Genomic DNA, 15,957 nt, shown 5'->3' on the forward strand with positions numbered 1-15,957 from the left:
GGCATCGATGTCGTCTTAAAGCGTCCATGCTGGACACGGTAACCACTTGTTCCCAGAACCTAAAGTGACAAATCGTTCAAGTAAGGACTGAGAACGAGCGGCCCACTTTGGCCAGCTCCGCGGCCGGGGTCATTCCACGGCCGCGAGGGCAGCTTGACATGCACACAACGGGTCGCATGCCGGCTGTGAATCAGGCCCCGGCAGAGCATTCAAGCACTCTGCGCAAGCACCGTCGCTCACACCGATCAACGGCATCGGCAACCGCCGTCAACACGGCCATGGCAGGCTGGGATCAGGCCGCGCGGACCGTCTTCAGGAAGCGGCTGACCTCGTCTTCCAACCGTCGGCTTTCGCTCGACAGCGACTGAGCCGAGGAAAGAAGGTGCTCGGAGGACGTACCAGTTTCGACGGCGCCACGTTTGACATCCAGAATGCTGGCGGACACACGCCCGGTACCTTCAGCCGTCTGCTGCACGTTGCGGGAAATCTCCTGCGTCGCCGCTCCCTGCTGCTCGACCGAAGCGGCGATCGTCGACGAAATCTCCGAGAGCTTTTCGATGGTGCCGCTGATCTCGCTGATCGCACCAACCGACTCCTGGGTCGCCGACTGAATCCGGCTGATTTGCTGGCCGATCTCTCCGGTGGCCTTCGCAGTCTGCTCGGCGAGCGCCTTGACCTCGGCGGCGACCACCGAGAAGCCACGGCCCGCTTCGCCGGCACGCGCAGCCTCGATCGTCGCGTTCAACGCCAGCAGGTTGGTCTGCCCGGCGATCGTGTTGATCAGTTCGACGACATCGCCGATGCGGGTCGCGGCCTTTGACAGTTCGCTGACGCGGTCGGTCGTATTGCGCGCCTGCCCCACCGCTTCGTTGGCGATCCGCGCAGATTCCTGAACCTGCCTGCTGATCTCCCTGACGGAGGACGACAGCTCTTCCGTGGCGGACGCAACTGATTGAACGTTAGTGGATGCCTCTTCGGACGCGGTGGCGACGGTGGAAGCCAGATGCTGCGAACTTTCAGCCGTTGCCGCCAATTGACGTGCCGAGCCCTCGAGGTCCGCCGAAGCGGACGACACCGTCCCAACGATCTTGCCGATCGCGCTTTCGAAATCCGCCGCGAGCTGGTGAATTACGGCCCGCTTTTCTTCTTCCGCCCGCACCAGATCATCGATATCGACAAGCGATCCGCAGGCGCGGCGCGGCTTGCGATTTTCATCGAGCACGACGCCGCCCGTGGCTCGAAACCAGCGATAGCTTCCGTCCTTGACCTTCAAGCGGTACTTGACGTCGTAGCCGATGCCCGACTGGCAGGTGGCTCCGAAAGCGGCGAACGTCCCAGCCACATCGTCGGGATGGAGGCGGTCAGACCAGGATTGCACGACGTTGGGAAATTCGGCTTCCGTCGTGTAGCCGCACAGGCGCCGAAACTCGGAAGACCATGTCCAACGCGCCTTGGGGTGCATCGCGTCGCCCTCGTGGAGAATTGCGTCCCACAAGCCGATTCCGCAATGGAGCGACAGCGTATCGAGCCATTCCGCCTTGTGCTGCAATTCCTGCCTTGCAACCCGCCCCTTGAACATCCCGGTCTCCTCCGCTGTTTCTCATTGGACTAGCGGAGTACTATGAAACCGGAGGATTAAAAGTCCGTGTTGCGGCGGGCTTGCTCCCTAGCAAGGAAGGACCCCGCGATCGCGATGGAACCGGCGATCATGCGTAATAAACAAAGCTGCCTTCGAAAGCTGATGTAATCATGTAATTCGCCCGCATGGGTGGGGCCGCACAGCGTGAGTCGGTCCGCGCCAAGCGAGCGCCTCCCGCGCCAACGCAGCGGTCACAATCGTCGCGGCGCTTAGCGATCGTCAGCGACTACCTAATGCCGTCTCGGATCATATATCCAGCCCCACGGATGGTGTGCAGCAGCGGCCGGTCGAAGCCCTTGTCGATCTTGGCGCGCAGGCGGGAGATGTGGACGTCGATCACGTTGGTCTGCGGATCGAAGTGATAGTCCCACACGTTCTCCAGCAGCATGGTGCGGGTCACCACCTGGCCGGCGTGCTTCATCAGATATTCGAGCAGCCGGAATTCGCGCGGCTGCAACGTCAGTTCCTCGCCGCCGCGGGTGACGCGGTGCGACAGCCGGTCGAGTTCGAGATCGCCAACCCGGTAGCTGGTTTCCTCCGCCGGCCCGCCGTGCCGGCGCGACAGCACTTCGACGCGGGCGAGCAATTCGGCAAAAGCGTAAGGCTTCGGCAGATAGTCGTCGCCGCCGGCGCGCAGGCCCTTGATGCGGTCGTCAACCTGGCCGAGCGCTGACAGGATCAGCGCCGGGGTGCGATTGCCCTTGTCGCGCAGCGTGCCGATCACCGAGAGGCCGTCGCGCTTGGGCAGCATGCGGTCGATCACCAGCACATCGTAGTCGCCGCTGTCGGCGAGCGCGAGGCCTTCCTCGCCGTCGCTGGCGAGATCGGCGACGTGGCCGACTTCACGAAACGCCTTAACCAGATAATCGGCGGATTCGCGGTCATCCTCGATGATCAGCAGGCGCATATTGGAATCGGATTCGCTCGAAGACTTGACGGTTTCGGGCACCATGGCGGGACTTCAGCCTCCATGCAAGGCGGCAGGATACGCCCTCCGGAAACGAGAGCGGGCGATGGAGCTGGGGGAACTCCACCGCCCGCCTGGTCCTTCCGACGGAGGGGGGCTTACTCCGGCCGGAAGGTAGAAGGTGGGGACGAGCTGTTCACCCGTCCCCCGGAAAGGCCGTCGGCGGGGGCGACGTTGCCGGCGACTCTCTCCAACTCTGCTCGTCGGGCCGATCAGCCCTTGGCCGAGATCGGCAGCGCGACGAAGCGCGACGAGCCACCCGAGCGGACCCGGATCAGCACGCTGTTCTTGTTGTCGGCCTTGGCGGCGTTGATCGCGTCGCGCACGTCGCCCGGGCTGGCGATGGTCTTGCCCGCGACCTCGAGGATCACGTCGCCTTCCTTGAATCCGCGGTCGGCGGCGGCGCTCTTCGGATCGACGTCGGTGACCACCACGCCGTCCTTGCCGGCGCCTGCGACCGAGCTCGACGGCGCGATCGTCAGGCCGAGCCGCGGCACTTCAGTGCCCCGGCTGGAGCTGCGGCCGCTGTCGTCGTCGGTATTGGCCTTGGCCTCGATCTGGTTCGGCAGCTGGCCGAGAGTCAGGCTGAGCTCCTTGTCGGAGCCCTTGTGCACGACCGTCAGCTTCACCGTGTTGCCCGGCGCGAAGCCGCCGATGGTCCGCGCCAATTCGCGCGCATCCTTCACCGGCGTGCCGTTGACCGCGGTGATGACGTCACCGGATTCGATGCCCGCCTTGGCGGCCGGGCCGTCCTTCTGCGGTTCGGCAACCAGCGCGCCTTCGGCTTTCTTCAGGCCCAGACTGTCGGCGATCTCCGGCGTCACCGGCTGAATCTGCACCCCGATCCAGCCGCGGCTGACCGACCCCTTGTCCTTGAGCTGCTGCACCACCTGCTTCACGGTCGAGGCCGGAATCGAGAACGCGATGCCGACGCTGCCACCGGACGGCGAGTAGATTGCGGTGTTGACGCCCATCACTTCGCCATTCGTGTCGAACGCCGGGCCACCGGAGTTGCCCTTGTTCACCGGCGCGTCGATCTGGATGAAGTCGTCATACGGACCGTTGCCGATGTCGCGGCCGGACGCCGAGACGATGCCGGCCGTCACGGTGCCACCGAGACCGAACGGGTTGCCGACCGCCAGCACCCAATCGCCGATCCGCGGCTTGCCGTCGGACAGCTTGGCGAACGGGAAGTCGGTGCGGCCTTCGACCTTGATCAGCGCCAGATCGGTCCGCTGATCGGTGCCGATCACCTTGGCCTTGTAGGTCTTGCCGTCGTCGGTGGTGACTTCGACCTTGTCGGCGCCGTCCACCACGTGATTGTTGGTGACCGCATAGCCGTCCGCGGTGATGAAGAAGCCCGAGCCCTGCCCGGTCATCATGCCACCGCCACCGCGATGACCACGCAGACCCGGCGGCAGCTCGCCTCCGAAGCGGCGGAAGAAGCGTTCCATCGGCGAGCCGGGCGGGAACGGTGAATCTTCGCCGCGGTCGTCGTTCTTGGCGACCTTCTCGGCGATGTTCACCTTCACCGAAATCACCGAGGGCTTCACCTTCTCGACGATATCGGCGAAGCCAACCGGCTGCTGAGCCTTGTGGACCTCGTTGCCGACCTGCGCATGCGCAGGCGTGCTGAACAGGTCGACATGCCCCGGATATTGCGACAGACCGAACGCGCCCGCGCCGACGCCGGCCACGACCGACGCCATCAGCGCGAATTTGCGCGCCGACAGCAGCGAGCGGCGAACCGGCCGGCTCGACGGCTGATTGTTGAGATCGGGAACGCGTTCGAACATGCGAGGGTCTCCAGGGTCTTTGAATTTCTATGATGCGGATGGTTCGCACCGCTCCATCTCAAGATGGGGCGCGCAGCCTTACGGCGCGCTGGAGATGGCATTAAACTTCCGTAAGATTGTCGCTTGGCACTCACCGGAGCGATCGGACCAGGGCCGGCGATCGACAGCAATCGATCCGAAAGGACGCGCAGCGTCGGGCCTTTAGGGGTGATCCCGACTATCCGGGCGTCAGGCGTGCCGTCAGCGGCTACCCGGCCGCGACAACGCGACGCGGTAGATGACGCAGGATTCGGCGGCCCCCTCGACGCGGCGCAATTCCACAAGGCGTGGATCGGGCGGCGCCTCAGTGATGGTAGCCTTGCAGTCGAGCACGACGGCGCGCGGGACCGCGGCAGCGCGATCGACCAGAGCGGCGACGTCCACCGGGACAAGCCGCGCCTTATCCCAGATCACGTAGCTGCCCTCGCGCCAGCCGGGACCATAGAACCCCGTTGGTACCCCCAGATAGGCGATCACCCCCGAGGCAGCTTCATCATGCAGCGCGAACACTGGCGCGTCGCGCAGACCCGCATCGATCAGGATGTGCGCTGTTTCCCTTGCCGCCGAGAAGGGAATGGACCGGTCTTTGACAGCCGCATTCACACCCACCCAGGCCTGCACGACCAGGACCGCCGCGAACACCGGGCGAGGAAGCAGTGCCGGGCCTGAGGGCCCTTGCTCACCGCGTCCCAGCCAGACCGCTGCGACCAAAACAACGACGAGCAGAGCGCTGTGCCAGGGTGCCAGACCCCACTTCACGTGCATGAAGGCGAGAAGGCCAAGCACCGCCGTGCCAAAGAACGCAGCGGCCGCGGGCGCTCGCGGCCCGCGCGCAAGGAACAGCGCGCACAGCATCAGTCCGAGGAAGGGAGCGTTCGGGGCCAGCCCCTGCCAGATCGCCCCGCCGCCGACCAGAGCAACCAGGGCCGACATGGTTCGGTCGAGATGCGCTCGATCGAGATCAAACGCCCAGCCCATCGCAAACCCGCTGTCCGGAGGGGGCCATGCGACCGCAACCGCCAGCACCGCGCCGATCGTGAGCACGATGACAGCTGCTCCATCGGCGCGCTGCAGAATGCTTCGCCAGCCGGTCTCCTGCCAGCGCCGGACGACCACGGCAGACACGCCGCCCAGCGCGATCAGGCCGAACATCGCGTGCACGTTGACCAATACGGCGAGCAGCAGCGCCAGCAAGAACGTCGATCGACGTGCCACGAAGGCCGCGCAAAAGGCGAACAGCACGAGATTGCCCAGCGTGTAGCTGCGGCTCTTGACGGCATATTCGAAGACGAGCGGATAGCTCAGCGGCAGCAGCAGCAGTTCGAGCCGGCTGAACGGACCACGCGCGAGGAGCAGAGCCATCGCGCCGAGGGCACATGCGCCGGCGACCACCTGCATCCATGCCGGATCGCGCCCGAGGAAGCGGAAGGGCCATAGTAGCAGATACCAACCGAGGGGATGCCCTTCATAAGCGAGGCGACGCGCGAGCTCTGCGGGAGTCGCACTGTCGCGGACGATCAACCAGGCCTGCAATTCATCATGCCACATCGCGTGCGCCATCAGCCCGGTCACCACGTGCAGCGCATAGAGGCCGAACAGGATCACGCAGAAGCGCCGTGACGGCGGCGAGTCGAACCACACCGCGGCGCGGCGCAGACCGGCTCTGGCTGTCGTGAGACGCCGATCCCAGCTTCTCATCGCGCCGGCGGTCCGCCCGCCTGCTCGATCAACAGGCCGTCCGCCGTAATGACAGAGCTCTCATGATAGGCGTCGTCCACATTAACTTCCCAGAGATCGTGCGCGCCCCGACCAAGGATGTTGTCCGCCGCCAGGATCCCCATCAGGATGCTGTGGTCCTGATTGTTGTATTTGAACGAGCCGTACCGGCCGATCGGCCAGAGGTTGCCGGTCTCGCGCAGGAACGCGCTGATGACCGCCAGACGATCCTTATAACCCGGGCCGTAGACGGGATAGCAGCGCGGGACCCGCACCACCTTTCCATCCGCGATGGCGCTGCCCGCGACGAGACCCGTAGCCGCGATCTCCTGTCGGGCTCGATCGACGAGGACGTCGTCCGGCGCAGTCCAGTCGGCGTCCGCATCGCTGCACCAGTACTCCAGCGCCAGGATGCTGCCGGGCCGGTCACGGCAAATCTGCGGGGCCCAATTCCTGAAGTTGGTGACGCGCCCCATCCGCAACTCCGGCGAATGCACATAGAGCCACTGGTCGGAGAAGATCTCCGCCTGATCGACGAGCAGATACACCACAATGGTGTTGCGGAATCTCAATCCCTCGATTGCCTGCGCGACCGCCTCCGGCACGTCGGGCAGACCGAGGACCATGGCGGTCAGCGGCATCGTCGAGACCACGTGATCGTAAGGCCCCTCGGTCTCGCCGTTGCCGAGCACAAGCCCGTTGGCGACCCCCTGCTCGACCCTGATCCGTCGCACCGGCGTCGCCAGCCGGATTCGGCCGCCCGCCCGGGTGATCGCGCGCGCCATCCGCTCGTAGAGCTCGCCGTTGCCGTTGCAAGGGTAGGCGAAGACATCCGCGAGGGTGCGGTGCTTCCGCCGCGCGAGGCCGGTCATGGCGAACACCGCCTCGGCGAGCGAAAACGACTTGATGCGCTGCGCGGCGAAATCGGCGCTCAACTCACGGCACGAAAGACCCCAGAGCTTTTCGCTGTAGGTCTTGAAGAACATCTCGAACAGGCGTCGGCCGAAGCGTGCGACGATCCAGTCCTCGAACGTCTCCGCGGATCGGCGGACGAACGCGGCCTTGGTCCGTTCCGACGCGTAGCTGGCGACGCACGCGGCGGCTTGCGCGACGCCCAGATTCGCCAGCGCGTTGCCGGCACGCAACGGATAGTCGTAAAGCCGTCCGCGATAGAGAATCCGGGTTTGACGATCAATCATGCAGTAGTCGCGGCCGATCAGTTCGAGCCAGAGCTGGTTGACCCTGGGATCCTTGCTGAAGAAGCGATGCGGCCCGACATCGACGCGCTGCCCCCACAGATCCAGGCTGCGGGCCATGCCGCCGACGGCGTCGCTCCCCTCGAACACGTGGACGTCCGCGCCCGCGACAGCGAGCCGGTAGGCCGCCGTCAATCCAGCCGGACCGGCTCCGACGACGGCAACTCTCATGAACCTGCTGCCAAGGACTCGAACTCATTCTCGAACCAGGACAGCACCCGCGCGGCGCCCTCTTCATAGTGCACGCGGCAGGCCCATTCCGGCAGGAGCTTGCGAATGAGCGTGAGGTCCGGGCGGCGGTTGGTCGGGTCCTGCGGCACCGGCGGCGTATGAATGATGCGGCTGCCCGGCACCAGCCGGGCAACATGGCGCGCGACCTCAAGCACCGCCACTTCGCGATCGTTGCCGATATTGAGCGGCCCCGGGTAGTCCAGACCGGCTTTCCAGAAATACAGCTCAAGCGCGTCCATGATGTCGTCCACATAGCCCCAACTGCGGCTGTGGGATCCGTCACCGTGGACCGTCAGCGGCAAGCCGCGCAGCGCCTGTGTGATGAAATTCGACATTGCGCGTCCATCGTCCGGCCGTGTCCGCGGGCCGTAGACATTGAACAAGCGGGCGACCTTGATGCGCGTTTGCCGGGTGCGGTGCGCGGCGAACAGCATCGCCTCGACGCATCTCTTGCTCTCGTCGTAACTGGAACGGGGACCGGTGCAATCCACCGATCCGCGATAAGTTTCGGGTTGCGGGCTCACCAGTGGATCGCCGTAGACTTCGGATGTGGACGTGAAGGCGATCTGGCCGCCGGGCTCGAGACATTCCAGAAGGCGGGCCGCGCCCATCACATTGGCCGAGATCGTCCGCAGCGGTTCTGCCATGTACCAAGGTGGCGAAGCCGGAGATGCGAGATGATAGATCTCGTCGAAGCGGCCAGCCGGGGAGAAATGCTCCACTGCAGCTTCGACGAGCCGCAGCCGACCATCGCGGACGTGGGCCAGATTGCCGGGGCGGCCGGTCCAGAAATTGTCCACCACCGTCAGGGCCGAAACGGCCTCGCGCTGGAGCAATCTGTCGACGAGGTGCGATCCGAGAAAGCCCGCTCCGCCCGACACTAACACTCTCACCATCCGCTGCCCCGCCGCCCAAACGTCTGAACGCTAGATCTCATCGATACCGCAAATCGGCGCAAACGGGATGCGCGAGCGCATGCCGGCCGAACCGCTGGCGGCGGCCGGTCGTTGGGCGGGCACTCTGCGGAGATGGGAAGGCGGCTCATTTCTGCGGTATCTGCTAGCGCAATCGATCGCTTGCGCAACAGCGCGCCGCTCACCTGTTTTGTCAACACTCCAACATTGTTGTCGGGAATCCGATCCCCAGCCAACCTCATCGCGCCCCCCGGCCGCAGGCCCAAACAACTGAAACATAAGACGATTTCTCTTGGCCTGCTTCTTGCCAAGGCGCTGGTCGGGGCGCCGATCGGCGTCGATTACCAACCTAGGTCATTACCAGGTAACAGGAGCGCGCCTTGGCCAACATCACCTTCTCTTCGCCCGTCATGGCGAAGGACGTCACCGTCTACGCCGTCGCCGGCGACCGGGGTACTATTCTCGCCGTCGCGAAAGCGCACAAGATTCCGATCCCATTCGATTGCCAGGACGGTGAATGCGGCTCCTGCCTGGTACAGGTCGAGCACTTCAACCCGAAGGCGAAGTCGGCGGTCGCGCTGACCGAGAAGGAAAAGGAAGTTCTTCGACAACTCGGCAAGATCACCAAGGACGAGATCGCCAATGCCGAGGTCAACGACATTCCGCCGCGCTATCGCCTCGCCTGCCAGTGCTTCGTGCGCAACGAGGACATCCTGGTGCGGTTCGAGGGCGACAAAACGAAGCCGCAGAAGATGGCGGTGACGCCCGCCGCCGCGCACTACAAAGGCGGCCTCGAGATCAACACGCTGCCGGACTTCTTCAGCTACGCCGCCAAGCTCGAACAAGACGCGGCGACGCACTATGACGATCTCGCCAAGGCGATGGCCGAGGCCGGCAACGAGCCGGTCGCCAAGCTGTTCGCCCAGCTCGCCGAGTTTTCACGCCTGCATCTCGCCGAAGTGAAATCGCGCGCCGGGTCGATCGACCTCAGCAAGAACGTGCCGCCGGACTACGCGTGGCCGGACCACGCGACACCGGAGCGCGCCGCAGTGTGGGCTTCGGACACCACGCTGACCCGGCTCGGCGCACTGAAGGCTGCGCTGCAGGGCGAGCGCCGCGGCTACGAATTTTATCGTGCGGTCGAAGCCACCACCAAATCGCCGGACGTCGCCGCGGCGGCGAAGGAGTTCGTCGGCGAGGAAGCCGAGCACGTTCGGATTCTGGAGGCCTGGATCACCCAGGAGGAATGGGCGCTGAAACACGCCAAGGCTTCGGAAACCAGGACGGCCGAGAACGCCTGAGCACGCCCCCCAACGAAGACGGCCGCCGTCGCACCGGCGGCGGCCGAACAGCGAAGGATCATCTCACATGGAAACGGTCGAAGAGTTTCTGGCGCACTCCATCCGTCTCGAACAGGAAGCGGCGCTGCGGTTCGGTCAGCTCGCCGACGCGATGGACAGCTGCGGCAACAAGGAAGTCTCGAAGCTGTTTCGTCAGCTAGCCGACTACTCGCGGATGCATCAGGCAGATGCGCAGGCGCGCGCCGGCTTCCGCGATATCCCGCAGATGGAGGCCGGTGATTTCAAATGGCCCGGCATCGAGAGTCCGGAGGCCGCGGCAATCTGGGGCACCGATCCCTTTATCGGCCGTGACCTCGCGCTGCAGATCGCACTCGAAGCCGAGACCGGCGCTTACGACTGGTACAAGAACGTGCTCGACACCACCGCCGATCCGGAAATCAAGGCGTTGGCCAAGGAGTTCGTCGCCGAGGAAAGCGGCCACGTCGCCGAACTGCATCGCTGGATCGCCCTGCACAAGGCCGGCAAGCCGCTGCCGGAAGAAATCGTGCCGTTCTGAGGCGAAGCGCGCTGATCATCGGGCCAAGGGTTGCCGGGCCCCGGCCTCGGGAAGCCGGCGGCGCGATCCGTGCCGCCGGGCCGCACATTGGTCCATCATCAGCTAACGGGGCAGGACATCCGCGAGGTCACGCCGAACATTGGCCGGCATCGTCGCCACAAGCAGCTGTTCGATCGACCGTGATCGATCGAACAGCCGACGCGCGCCGTCGGAGACGGACTGGCCATTCACATACAGGCGCCGGGGCGCCCCTGCGGTGACGAACTTCACCTCGAAGCCGCGAAAGCCCAGCCCGCCGACGTCCTCGGAGGCCGTGTTCGCCTCCTCGGCCAGATCCAGCAGCCTGAGCAGCGCAGTGAAGTCTGCGCCGCTCAGTTGCCAAGACGGGTTGGGGCGGCCCGAATACACGTCCGCCACGACTTCGGCGCTTCCCGGCGTCTGCTGCATCGGGCCTGCGGTTTCCTTCGGCTGAAGCTGGTGATCTGCGTCCGCCGACCTATTGGATATGAACGCCTCGGTTCGTGACCATGTAGGTGCAGAACACAGTATAAGGGCCGCGGTTGCAAGTCTGCGGATCAGTGATCGGTTGCCCCGCATTGTCGACGTTCCTCACCGCCGTTTGCCCCGGCTTGTGCGACCAACAGCCGACGTTATCCTGCCTGTACCAGTGATAGTCCTGGCTCGGCCAGATCACCAGGGCGACGTACCAGCCGGCGCCGGGAGCCAGCGGGGCGGAGAAATTCGCAGAGTTCCGCAGCCCGTCCGATTGCGCAGCCGATCCGACATCTGGACAGGTCAAGGCGGCAAATGGATGGCCGCTGGCCCGCCCAGGCTGAGCGAAGGTGTTGGTCTGCTGATTGTTCGCGTAGTTGTAGCAGTTATTGTAGGGCTGAACCGCGGGCACGTTCCAGGCGCCCGGGTTGTACGCCGGCGCATCGGCGGCATGGCACGTCGGACAACTCCCCGCCGCCTCCAGATTCCCGATGAATTTGTTTTGCGGGTGACCGGCGATCCGGGAGCTGACGTGCTCGAGCACATTGTCAGACGCAGCCCTGCCGGCCGTCTTCAGCAGCCAGGTCTCGATATCGGGCTGGGCGACGTAATTGGGAAAGCCGAGCCCGCGGTCGAGGATGCCTTCGTGAACGAACAGTCGGGTCGACGCCGCGGCGTTCTCGACGTCCCTGGTGAGGTGGAAACCGCGATACCCCAATCCGCCGACGACGCCGGAGGGGCGCGCATCGCTGAAGGTCGATGATGCCTGAATTCGCTCGTCGAGTTCTTTCTCCTCGGCGGGCGAGAGGTGCCAGGTGGGATTCGGCATGCCGGAAAATACGTCCAACGTCACAACAGTAGCCATGACTGACTTCCTCCGAAAATACGCAACTCTAGATTGCGATTACAACCTAGAGCACGCCATCGATGTTCGGCAAGCAGAATCTTGGCTAGTATCTCGACACCAGCAGCAGGCGCCCGTCAGCTCCCAACAGGCCTAGCCATCAACAGCCTGCGCAGCTTGCTGCGCGCTGCCGTCGGCCAGTCGGCGGATTCGGCTTCGCTGCGACATCACCTGCGACACGTCAGGAACCCTACCCGCCCACGACGGTTGACGGGCTGTCTCACGGGGACACTTCGATGCACAGCCCGTTGTCGCGGCCATGAACATCTTCGACCCCAAAGGGCCGGTGGCGTACGGAAATTCGACCATCCTGCTCGACTCCGTGGTCATCATGCTGGCGATCGTGGTGCCGACAATTGTTGCCATCCTGGTGTTCGCGTTCTGGTTTCGGCACACCAACACGCGCGCGAAGTATCGTCCTGACTTCGCCTATTCGGGCAGGATTGAACTGGTCGTGTGGTCGATCCCGCTATTGACCATCATGCTGCTCGGCGGCGTCACCTGGATCGGCGCGCATCAGCTCGATCCCGCCGCACCGGTCGAAGGCACCGGCAGCCCGATCCGCATTCAGGTCGTTTCGCTGGATTGGAAGTGGCTGTTCATCTATCCGGACCAGCGCATCGCCACCATCAATTCGATCACCGTTCCGCTCGGCGCGCCGCTGCAATTCGAGCTGACCTCCGCCAGCGTGATGAACGCGTTCTTCATCCCGCAGCTCGGCAGCATGATCTACACCATGAACGGCATGGTGACACGGCTGAACCTGCGCGCCGACAGCGAAGGCACGCTGCAAGGCTTGTCGTCGCATTTCAGTGGCGACGGCTTTCCCGACATGATGTTCGACATCCACGTCGTCTCGCCACTGGCCTTTCCCGAATGGGTCGAGGCGACCAGCAAAAGCGATCGCATGCTGGATAGCGACAGCTACAAAGCGCTGTTCAAGCAAACCACGGAAAGCGGCAGGCCGACCTATCGGCTCGGCGACCCGCTGCTGTTCGACGCGATCAGCACACAGAAGATCCCGCCGCAACCGGGCCCGGTGCCCTCCAAGGAAGCTGCGCCTCCCTATCTGCAAGCCAACTTCGGAGCCAATGCAATATGCTCGGCAAGCTCGACTGGTCGGCCATACCAATTGATCAACCTATCCCGTTGATCGCTGCGGCGGTCGTGCTGGTGGTGATGCTCGGCGTGCTGGCTTGGGCCGGGATCAAGGGCTACTTCCCCTACCTCTGGCACGAATGGATCACCAGCGTCGATCACAAGCGGATCGGCGTGATGTACGTGCTGCTCGCCATGGTGATGTTGCTGCGCGGCGGCGCCGACGCGATCATGATGCGGACCCAGCAGGCGATCGCGTTCCAGTCCCAGGGTTATCTGCCGCCGGAGCACTACAACCAGATCTTCTCCGCGCACGGCACCATCATGATCTTCTTCGTCGGCATGCCGTTCATCATTGGTCTGATGAACTTCGTCGTGCCGCTGCAACTCGGCGTCCGCGACGTCGCTTTTCCGACGCTGAATTCAGTCGGCTTCTGGCTGACCGCGAGCGGCGCCCTGCTCGTCAACCTGTCGCTGGTGGTCGGCGAATTCGCCCGCACCGGCTGGCTGCCGTTCCCGCCGCTGTCGGAGCTGAGCTACTCACCCGGCGTCGGCGTCGACTATTATCTATGGGCGATCCAGATCTCCGGCATCGGCACGCTGGTGGCCGGCGTCAATCTCGTCACCACCGTGCTCAAACTGCGTACCAAGGGCATGACCTATCTGCGCATGCCGATGTTCTGCTGGACCACGCTCGCGTCGTGCCTCCTGATCGTCGCCGCGTTCCCGATCCTCACCGCAACGCTGACGATGCTGCTGCTCGACCGCTACCTCGGCTTTCACTTCTTCACCAACGAGGCCGGCGGCAACATGATGATGTTCATGAACCTGATATGGGCCTGGGGCCACCCCGAGGTCTACATTCTGGTGCTGCCGGCGTTTGGCGTGTTCTCGGAAGTCGTCTCGACCTTCTCCAGCAAGCCGCTGTTCGGCTATCGCTCGATGGTGCTGGCGACGATGGCGATCTGCCTGATCTCGTTCATGGTGTGGCTGCATCACTTCTTCACCATGGGGGCCGGCGCGACCGTCAACGCCGTGTTCGGCATCGCCAGCATGATCATCGCCGTGCCGACCGGGGTGAAGATCTACAATTGGCTGTTCACGATGTATGGCGGCCGGGTGCGGTTCGAGACGCCGATGCTGTGGGCGGTCGGCTTCATGATCACCTTCATCCTCGGCGGCCTCACCGGCGTGCTGCTGGCAGTGCCGCCGGCAGATTTCATGCTGCACAACAGCCTGTTCCTGGTCGCGCACTTCCACAACGTGATCATCGGCGGCGTGCTGTTCGGCGCATTTGCCGGCTACACCTACTGGTTTCCCAAAGCGTTCGGCTTTCGCCTGCACGAGGGCCTCGGCAAGGCAGCGTTCTGGTTCACCCTCGCCGGCTTTTACATCACCTTCGTGCCGCTCTACATCGCCGGCCTGATGGGCATGACGCGGCGCATGCAGCACTACGATGTCCCGGAATGGCGGCCATGGATGATTGCGGCCGGCATCGGCACCGCAATCATCGCGATCGGCGTCATGCTGCAACTCGTCCAATTCGTCGTCAGCATCCGGCGCCGCGAAGAGCTGCGCGACCACACCGGCGATCCCTGGGACGGCCGCTCGCTGGAATGGGCGACGGCATCGCCGCCGCCGGTGTTCAACTTTGCCGTCTATCCCGATGTCACCGGCGAGGACGCCTACTGGACGGCGAAGTCGACTGCGCGCGAACACGGCGAGGAGCAGCCCAAGCGGAACTACCGGGACATCGAGATACCGCGCAACTCGCCGACCGGCTTCGTCTGCGCGTTCTTCGCCACGCTCACCGGCTTCGCGCTGATCTGGCACATCTGGTGGTTGGTCATTCTCGGACTCATTGGCGCGTTCGCCACCTTCGTGGTGTTCGCCTGGCGCGACCGCGAGGAGTACGTGATTGCGGCCGACGACGTGGCGCGCATCGATGCTCAGAATCTTGAGGAGCGCCGCCGAGCTTTGAAACCGGCCGGGAGCCCTGCATGACCGACGCAGCCCTCTCGCACGGACATTCGGACCCGCACCATCTGCGCGGCCTGCAGGCCGCCTCGGACCAGACCGGCCCGGCACCCAAGCGGATCGTCACCGGCTACGGCTTCTGGATCTTCCTGCTGTCCGACATCGTGATGTTCGCGTGCTTCTTCGCGGCCTACGCGGTGTTGGCCGGCGCGACCAGCGGCGGCCCGACCGGCGCGCAGCTGTTCGACTGGCGCAACGTTGCGATCGAAACCGTGCTGCTGCTGTTCTCCAGCTTCACCTGCGGGCTCGCCAGCATCGCCGCCACGGTCGGCAGCCGGCGCTGGTTTCAATTGGCGATGCTTGCGACGGCGGTCCTCGGTGCCTGCTTCCTCGGTCTGGAATTCCGAGAGTTCGCCGACATGATCGCACGCGACGCCGGTCCAACCCGCAGCGCATTCCTGTCGGCGTTCTTCACGCTGGTCGGGTGCCACGGCGTGCACGTTACGATTGGGCTGCTGTGGCTGCTGACGATGATGGCGCAGGTCTTCGCCAAGGGCTTCCGCGCCGACATCTGTCGTCGGCTGCTGTGCTTCTCGCTGTTCTGGCACGCGCTCGACATCATCTGGGTGGCCATCTTCTCGATGGTGTATCTGCTCGGGAGCCGTGCATGAACGAGCCGCAACTCCACGACATCCGCCACAACGCCGATGTCGCGCCGGGCGACGAGGACGAGGTCCGCATCGCGCCGCGGCTGTGGGGCTATGTGGCCGGCCTCGGCCTGTCGCTGCTGCTGACCGCGACATCGTTCTTCATCGCCGGCACAGATCTGGTCTGGCAGCCCAGCATTCCGGTGGCGCTCGGCGTGCTGGCGATCGCCCAGATGGGAGTGCAGCTGGTGTTCTTTCTCCACCTCACCACCGGCCCGGACAATACTAACAACGTGCTGGCGCTGGCCTTCGGCACTCTGATCGTGGTGCTGGTCGTCGGCGGCTCGATCTGGATCATGGGGCACCTTAATGCCAACATGATGCCGACGGAGCACTTGTTGCGGATGATGAGGTGATCGGCCCA

At 64.4% G+C, this 15,957-nt stretch carries 14 protein-coding genes; 6 read left to right on the forward strand and 8 right to left on the reverse strand.

Annotated elements, in window-relative coordinates:
• Positions 1–292 precede the first annotated feature (292 nt).
• From IP86_RS03320 to IP86_RS03345, 6 genes are all read right to left on the reverse strand, one after another.
• Positions 293–1,579: a methyl-accepting chemotaxis protein gene (locus IP86_RS03320; RefSeq protein ID WP_054161096.1), complete on the reverse strand. Its 1,287-nt coding sequence runs from the start codon at positions 1,577–1,579 to the stop codon at positions 293–295.
• Between the two features lie 286 nt (positions 1,580–1,865).
• Positions 1,866–2,546, reverse strand: coding sequence for a response regulator transcription factor (locus tag IP86_RS03325; protein ID WP_082363811.1), 681 nt, complete (start codon positions 2,544–2,546; stop codon positions 1,866–1,868).
• A gap of 272 nt (positions 2,547–2,818) precedes the next feature.
• Complete coding sequence (locus IP86_RS03330) at positions 2,819–4,402, reverse strand: Do family serine endopeptidase (RefSeq protein ID WP_054161098.1); 1,584 nt, start codon at positions 4,400–4,402, stop codon at positions 2,819–2,821.
• Between the two features lie 240 nt (positions 4,403–4,642).
• The gene (locus tag IP86_RS03335) at positions 4,643–6,046 is read right to left on the reverse strand and encodes a hypothetical protein (protein WP_156332379.1); all 1,404 of its coding nucleotides are present in this window, start codon (positions 6,044–6,046) and stop codon (positions 4,643–4,645) included.
• Positions 6,047–6,135: 89 nt separating this feature from the next.
• Entirely contained in the window at positions 6,136–7,584 is a 1,449-nt protein-coding gene (locus IP86_RS03340; protein ID WP_082363806.1) for an FAD-dependent oxidoreductase, read from the reverse strand.
• The gene (locus IP86_RS03345; protein ID WP_054161101.1) at positions 7,581–8,540 is read right to left on the reverse strand and encodes an NAD-dependent epimerase/dehydratase family protein; all 960 of its coding nucleotides are present in this window, start codon (positions 8,538–8,540) and stop codon (positions 7,581–7,583) included. Before IP86_RS03345 ends, IP86_RS03340 begins: the two co-directional genes overlap by 4 nt.
• A gap of 398 nt (positions 8,541–8,938) precedes the next feature.
• On the opposite strand from IP86_RS03345, the gene IP86_RS03350 reads away from it, so the two are divergent.
• Positions 8,939–9,859: a ferritin family protein gene (locus IP86_RS03350; protein ID WP_054161102.1), complete on the forward strand. Its 921-nt coding sequence runs from the start codon at positions 8,939–8,941 to the stop codon at positions 9,857–9,859.
• Positions 9,860–9,926: 67 nt separating this feature from the next.
• Entirely contained in the window at positions 9,927–10,415 is a 489-nt protein-coding gene (locus tag IP86_RS03355) for a ferritin-like domain-containing protein (protein WP_054161103.1), read from the forward strand.
• Positions 10,416–10,517: 102 nt separating this feature from the next.
• Here IP86_RS03355 and IP86_RS03360 read toward each other — a convergent pair whose 3' ends face one another.
• Both IP86_RS03360 and IP86_RS03365 read right to left on the reverse strand, forming a co-directional pair.
• Positions 10,518–10,862: a hypothetical protein gene (locus tag IP86_RS03360; RefSeq protein WP_054161104.1), complete on the reverse strand. Its 345-nt coding sequence runs from the start codon at positions 10,860–10,862 to the stop codon at positions 10,518–10,520.
• 49 nt (positions 10,863–10,911) lie between these two features.
• Positions 10,912–11,772 (reverse strand): hypothetical protein, encoded by an 861-nt coding sequence (locus tag IP86_RS03365; protein WP_054161105.1) that lies wholly within the window; start codon positions 11,770–11,772, stop codon positions 10,912–10,914.
• Positions 11,773–12,070: 298 nt separating this feature from the next.
• Here IP86_RS03365 and cyoA point away from each other — a divergent pair, with 298 nt between their 5' ends.
• From cyoA to cyoD, 4 genes are read left to right on the forward strand one after another with little or no spacing between them, the layout of a single operon-like run.
• Positions 12,071–12,964 carry a ubiquinol oxidase subunit II gene (gene cyoA, locus IP86_RS03370; protein WP_156332380.1) on the forward strand — a complete coding sequence of 298 codons (894 nt, stop codon included), beginning with the start codon at positions 12,071–12,073 and terminating at the stop codon, positions 12,962–12,964.
• On the forward strand, positions 12,910–14,913 hold the full coding sequence (gene cyoB, locus IP86_RS03375; RefSeq protein WP_054161106.1) for a cytochrome o ubiquinol oxidase subunit I: 2,004 nt from the start codon (positions 12,910–12,912) through the stop codon (positions 14,911–14,913). The genes cyoA and cyoB overlap by 55 nt, the downstream gene beginning before the upstream one ends.
• Positions 14,910–15,557 carry a cytochrome (ubi)quinol oxidase subunit III gene (locus tag IP86_RS03380; protein WP_054161107.1) on the forward strand — a complete coding sequence of 216 codons (648 nt, stop codon included), beginning with the start codon at positions 14,910–14,912 and terminating at the stop codon, positions 15,555–15,557. Before cyoB ends, IP86_RS03380 begins: the two co-directional genes overlap by 4 nt.
• Positions 15,554–15,949, forward strand: coding sequence for a cytochrome o ubiquinol oxidase subunit IV (cyoD, locus tag IP86_RS03385; protein ID WP_054161108.1), 396 nt, complete (start codon positions 15,554–15,556; stop codon positions 15,947–15,949). The genes IP86_RS03380 and cyoD overlap by 4 nt, the downstream gene beginning before the upstream one ends.
• The last annotated feature ends 8 nt before the right edge of the window (positions 15,950–15,957 follow it).

This window comes from Rhodopseudomonas sp. AAP120, assembly GCF_001295845.1.
Classification (GTDB): Bacteria; Pseudomonadota; Alphaproteobacteria; order Rhizobiales; family Xanthobacteraceae; genus Rhodopseudomonas.

Bases quoted from the DNA above. Each gene is read 5' to 3' on its own strand.
- IP86_RS03325 (WP_082363811.1), bottom strand. From the start codon at position 2,546: ATGCGCCTGCTGATCATCGAGGATGACCGCGAATCCGCCGATTATCTG.
- IP86_RS03340 (WP_082363806.1), bottom strand. From the start codon at position 7,584: ATGAGAGTTGCCGTCGTCGGAGCCGGTCCGGCTGGATTGACGGCGGCC.
- IP86_RS03360 (WP_054161104.1), bottom strand. From the start codon at position 10,862: ATGCAGCAGACGCCGGGAAGCGCCGAAGTCGTGGCGGACGTGTATTCG.
- IP86_RS03365 (WP_054161105.1), bottom strand. From the start codon at position 11,772: ATGGCTACTGTTGTGACGTTGGACGTATTTTCCGGCATGCCGAATCCC.
- IP86_RS03380 (WP_054161107.1), top strand. From the start codon at position 14,910: ATGACCGACGCAGCCCTCTCGCACGGACATTCGGACCCGCACCATCTG.
- cyoD (WP_054161108.1), top strand. From the start codon at position 15,554: ATGAACGAGCCGCAACTCCACGACATCCGCCACAACGCCGATGTCGCG.
- cyoA (WP_156332380.1), top strand. From the start codon at position 12,071: ATGAACATCTTCGACCCCAAAGGGCCGGTGGCGTACGGAAATTCGACC.
- IP86_RS03330 (WP_054161098.1), bottom strand. From the start codon at position 4,402: ATGTTCGAACGCGTTCCCGATCTCAACAATCAGCCGTCGAGCCGGCCG.
- IP86_RS03320 (WP_054161096.1), bottom strand. From the start codon at position 1,579: ATGTTCAAGGGGCGGGTTGCAAGGCAGGAATTGCAGCACAAGGCGGAA.
- IP86_RS03355 (WP_054161103.1), top strand. From the start codon at position 9,927: ATGGAAACGGTCGAAGAGTTTCTGGCGCACTCCATCCGTCTCGAACAG.
- IP86_RS03345 (WP_054161101.1), bottom strand. From the start codon at position 8,540: ATGGTGAGAGTGTTAGTGTCGGGCGGAGCGGGCTTTCTCGGATCGCAC.
- cyoB (WP_054161106.1), top strand. From the start codon at position 12,910: ATGCTCGGCAAGCTCGACTGGTCGGCCATACCAATTGATCAACCTATC.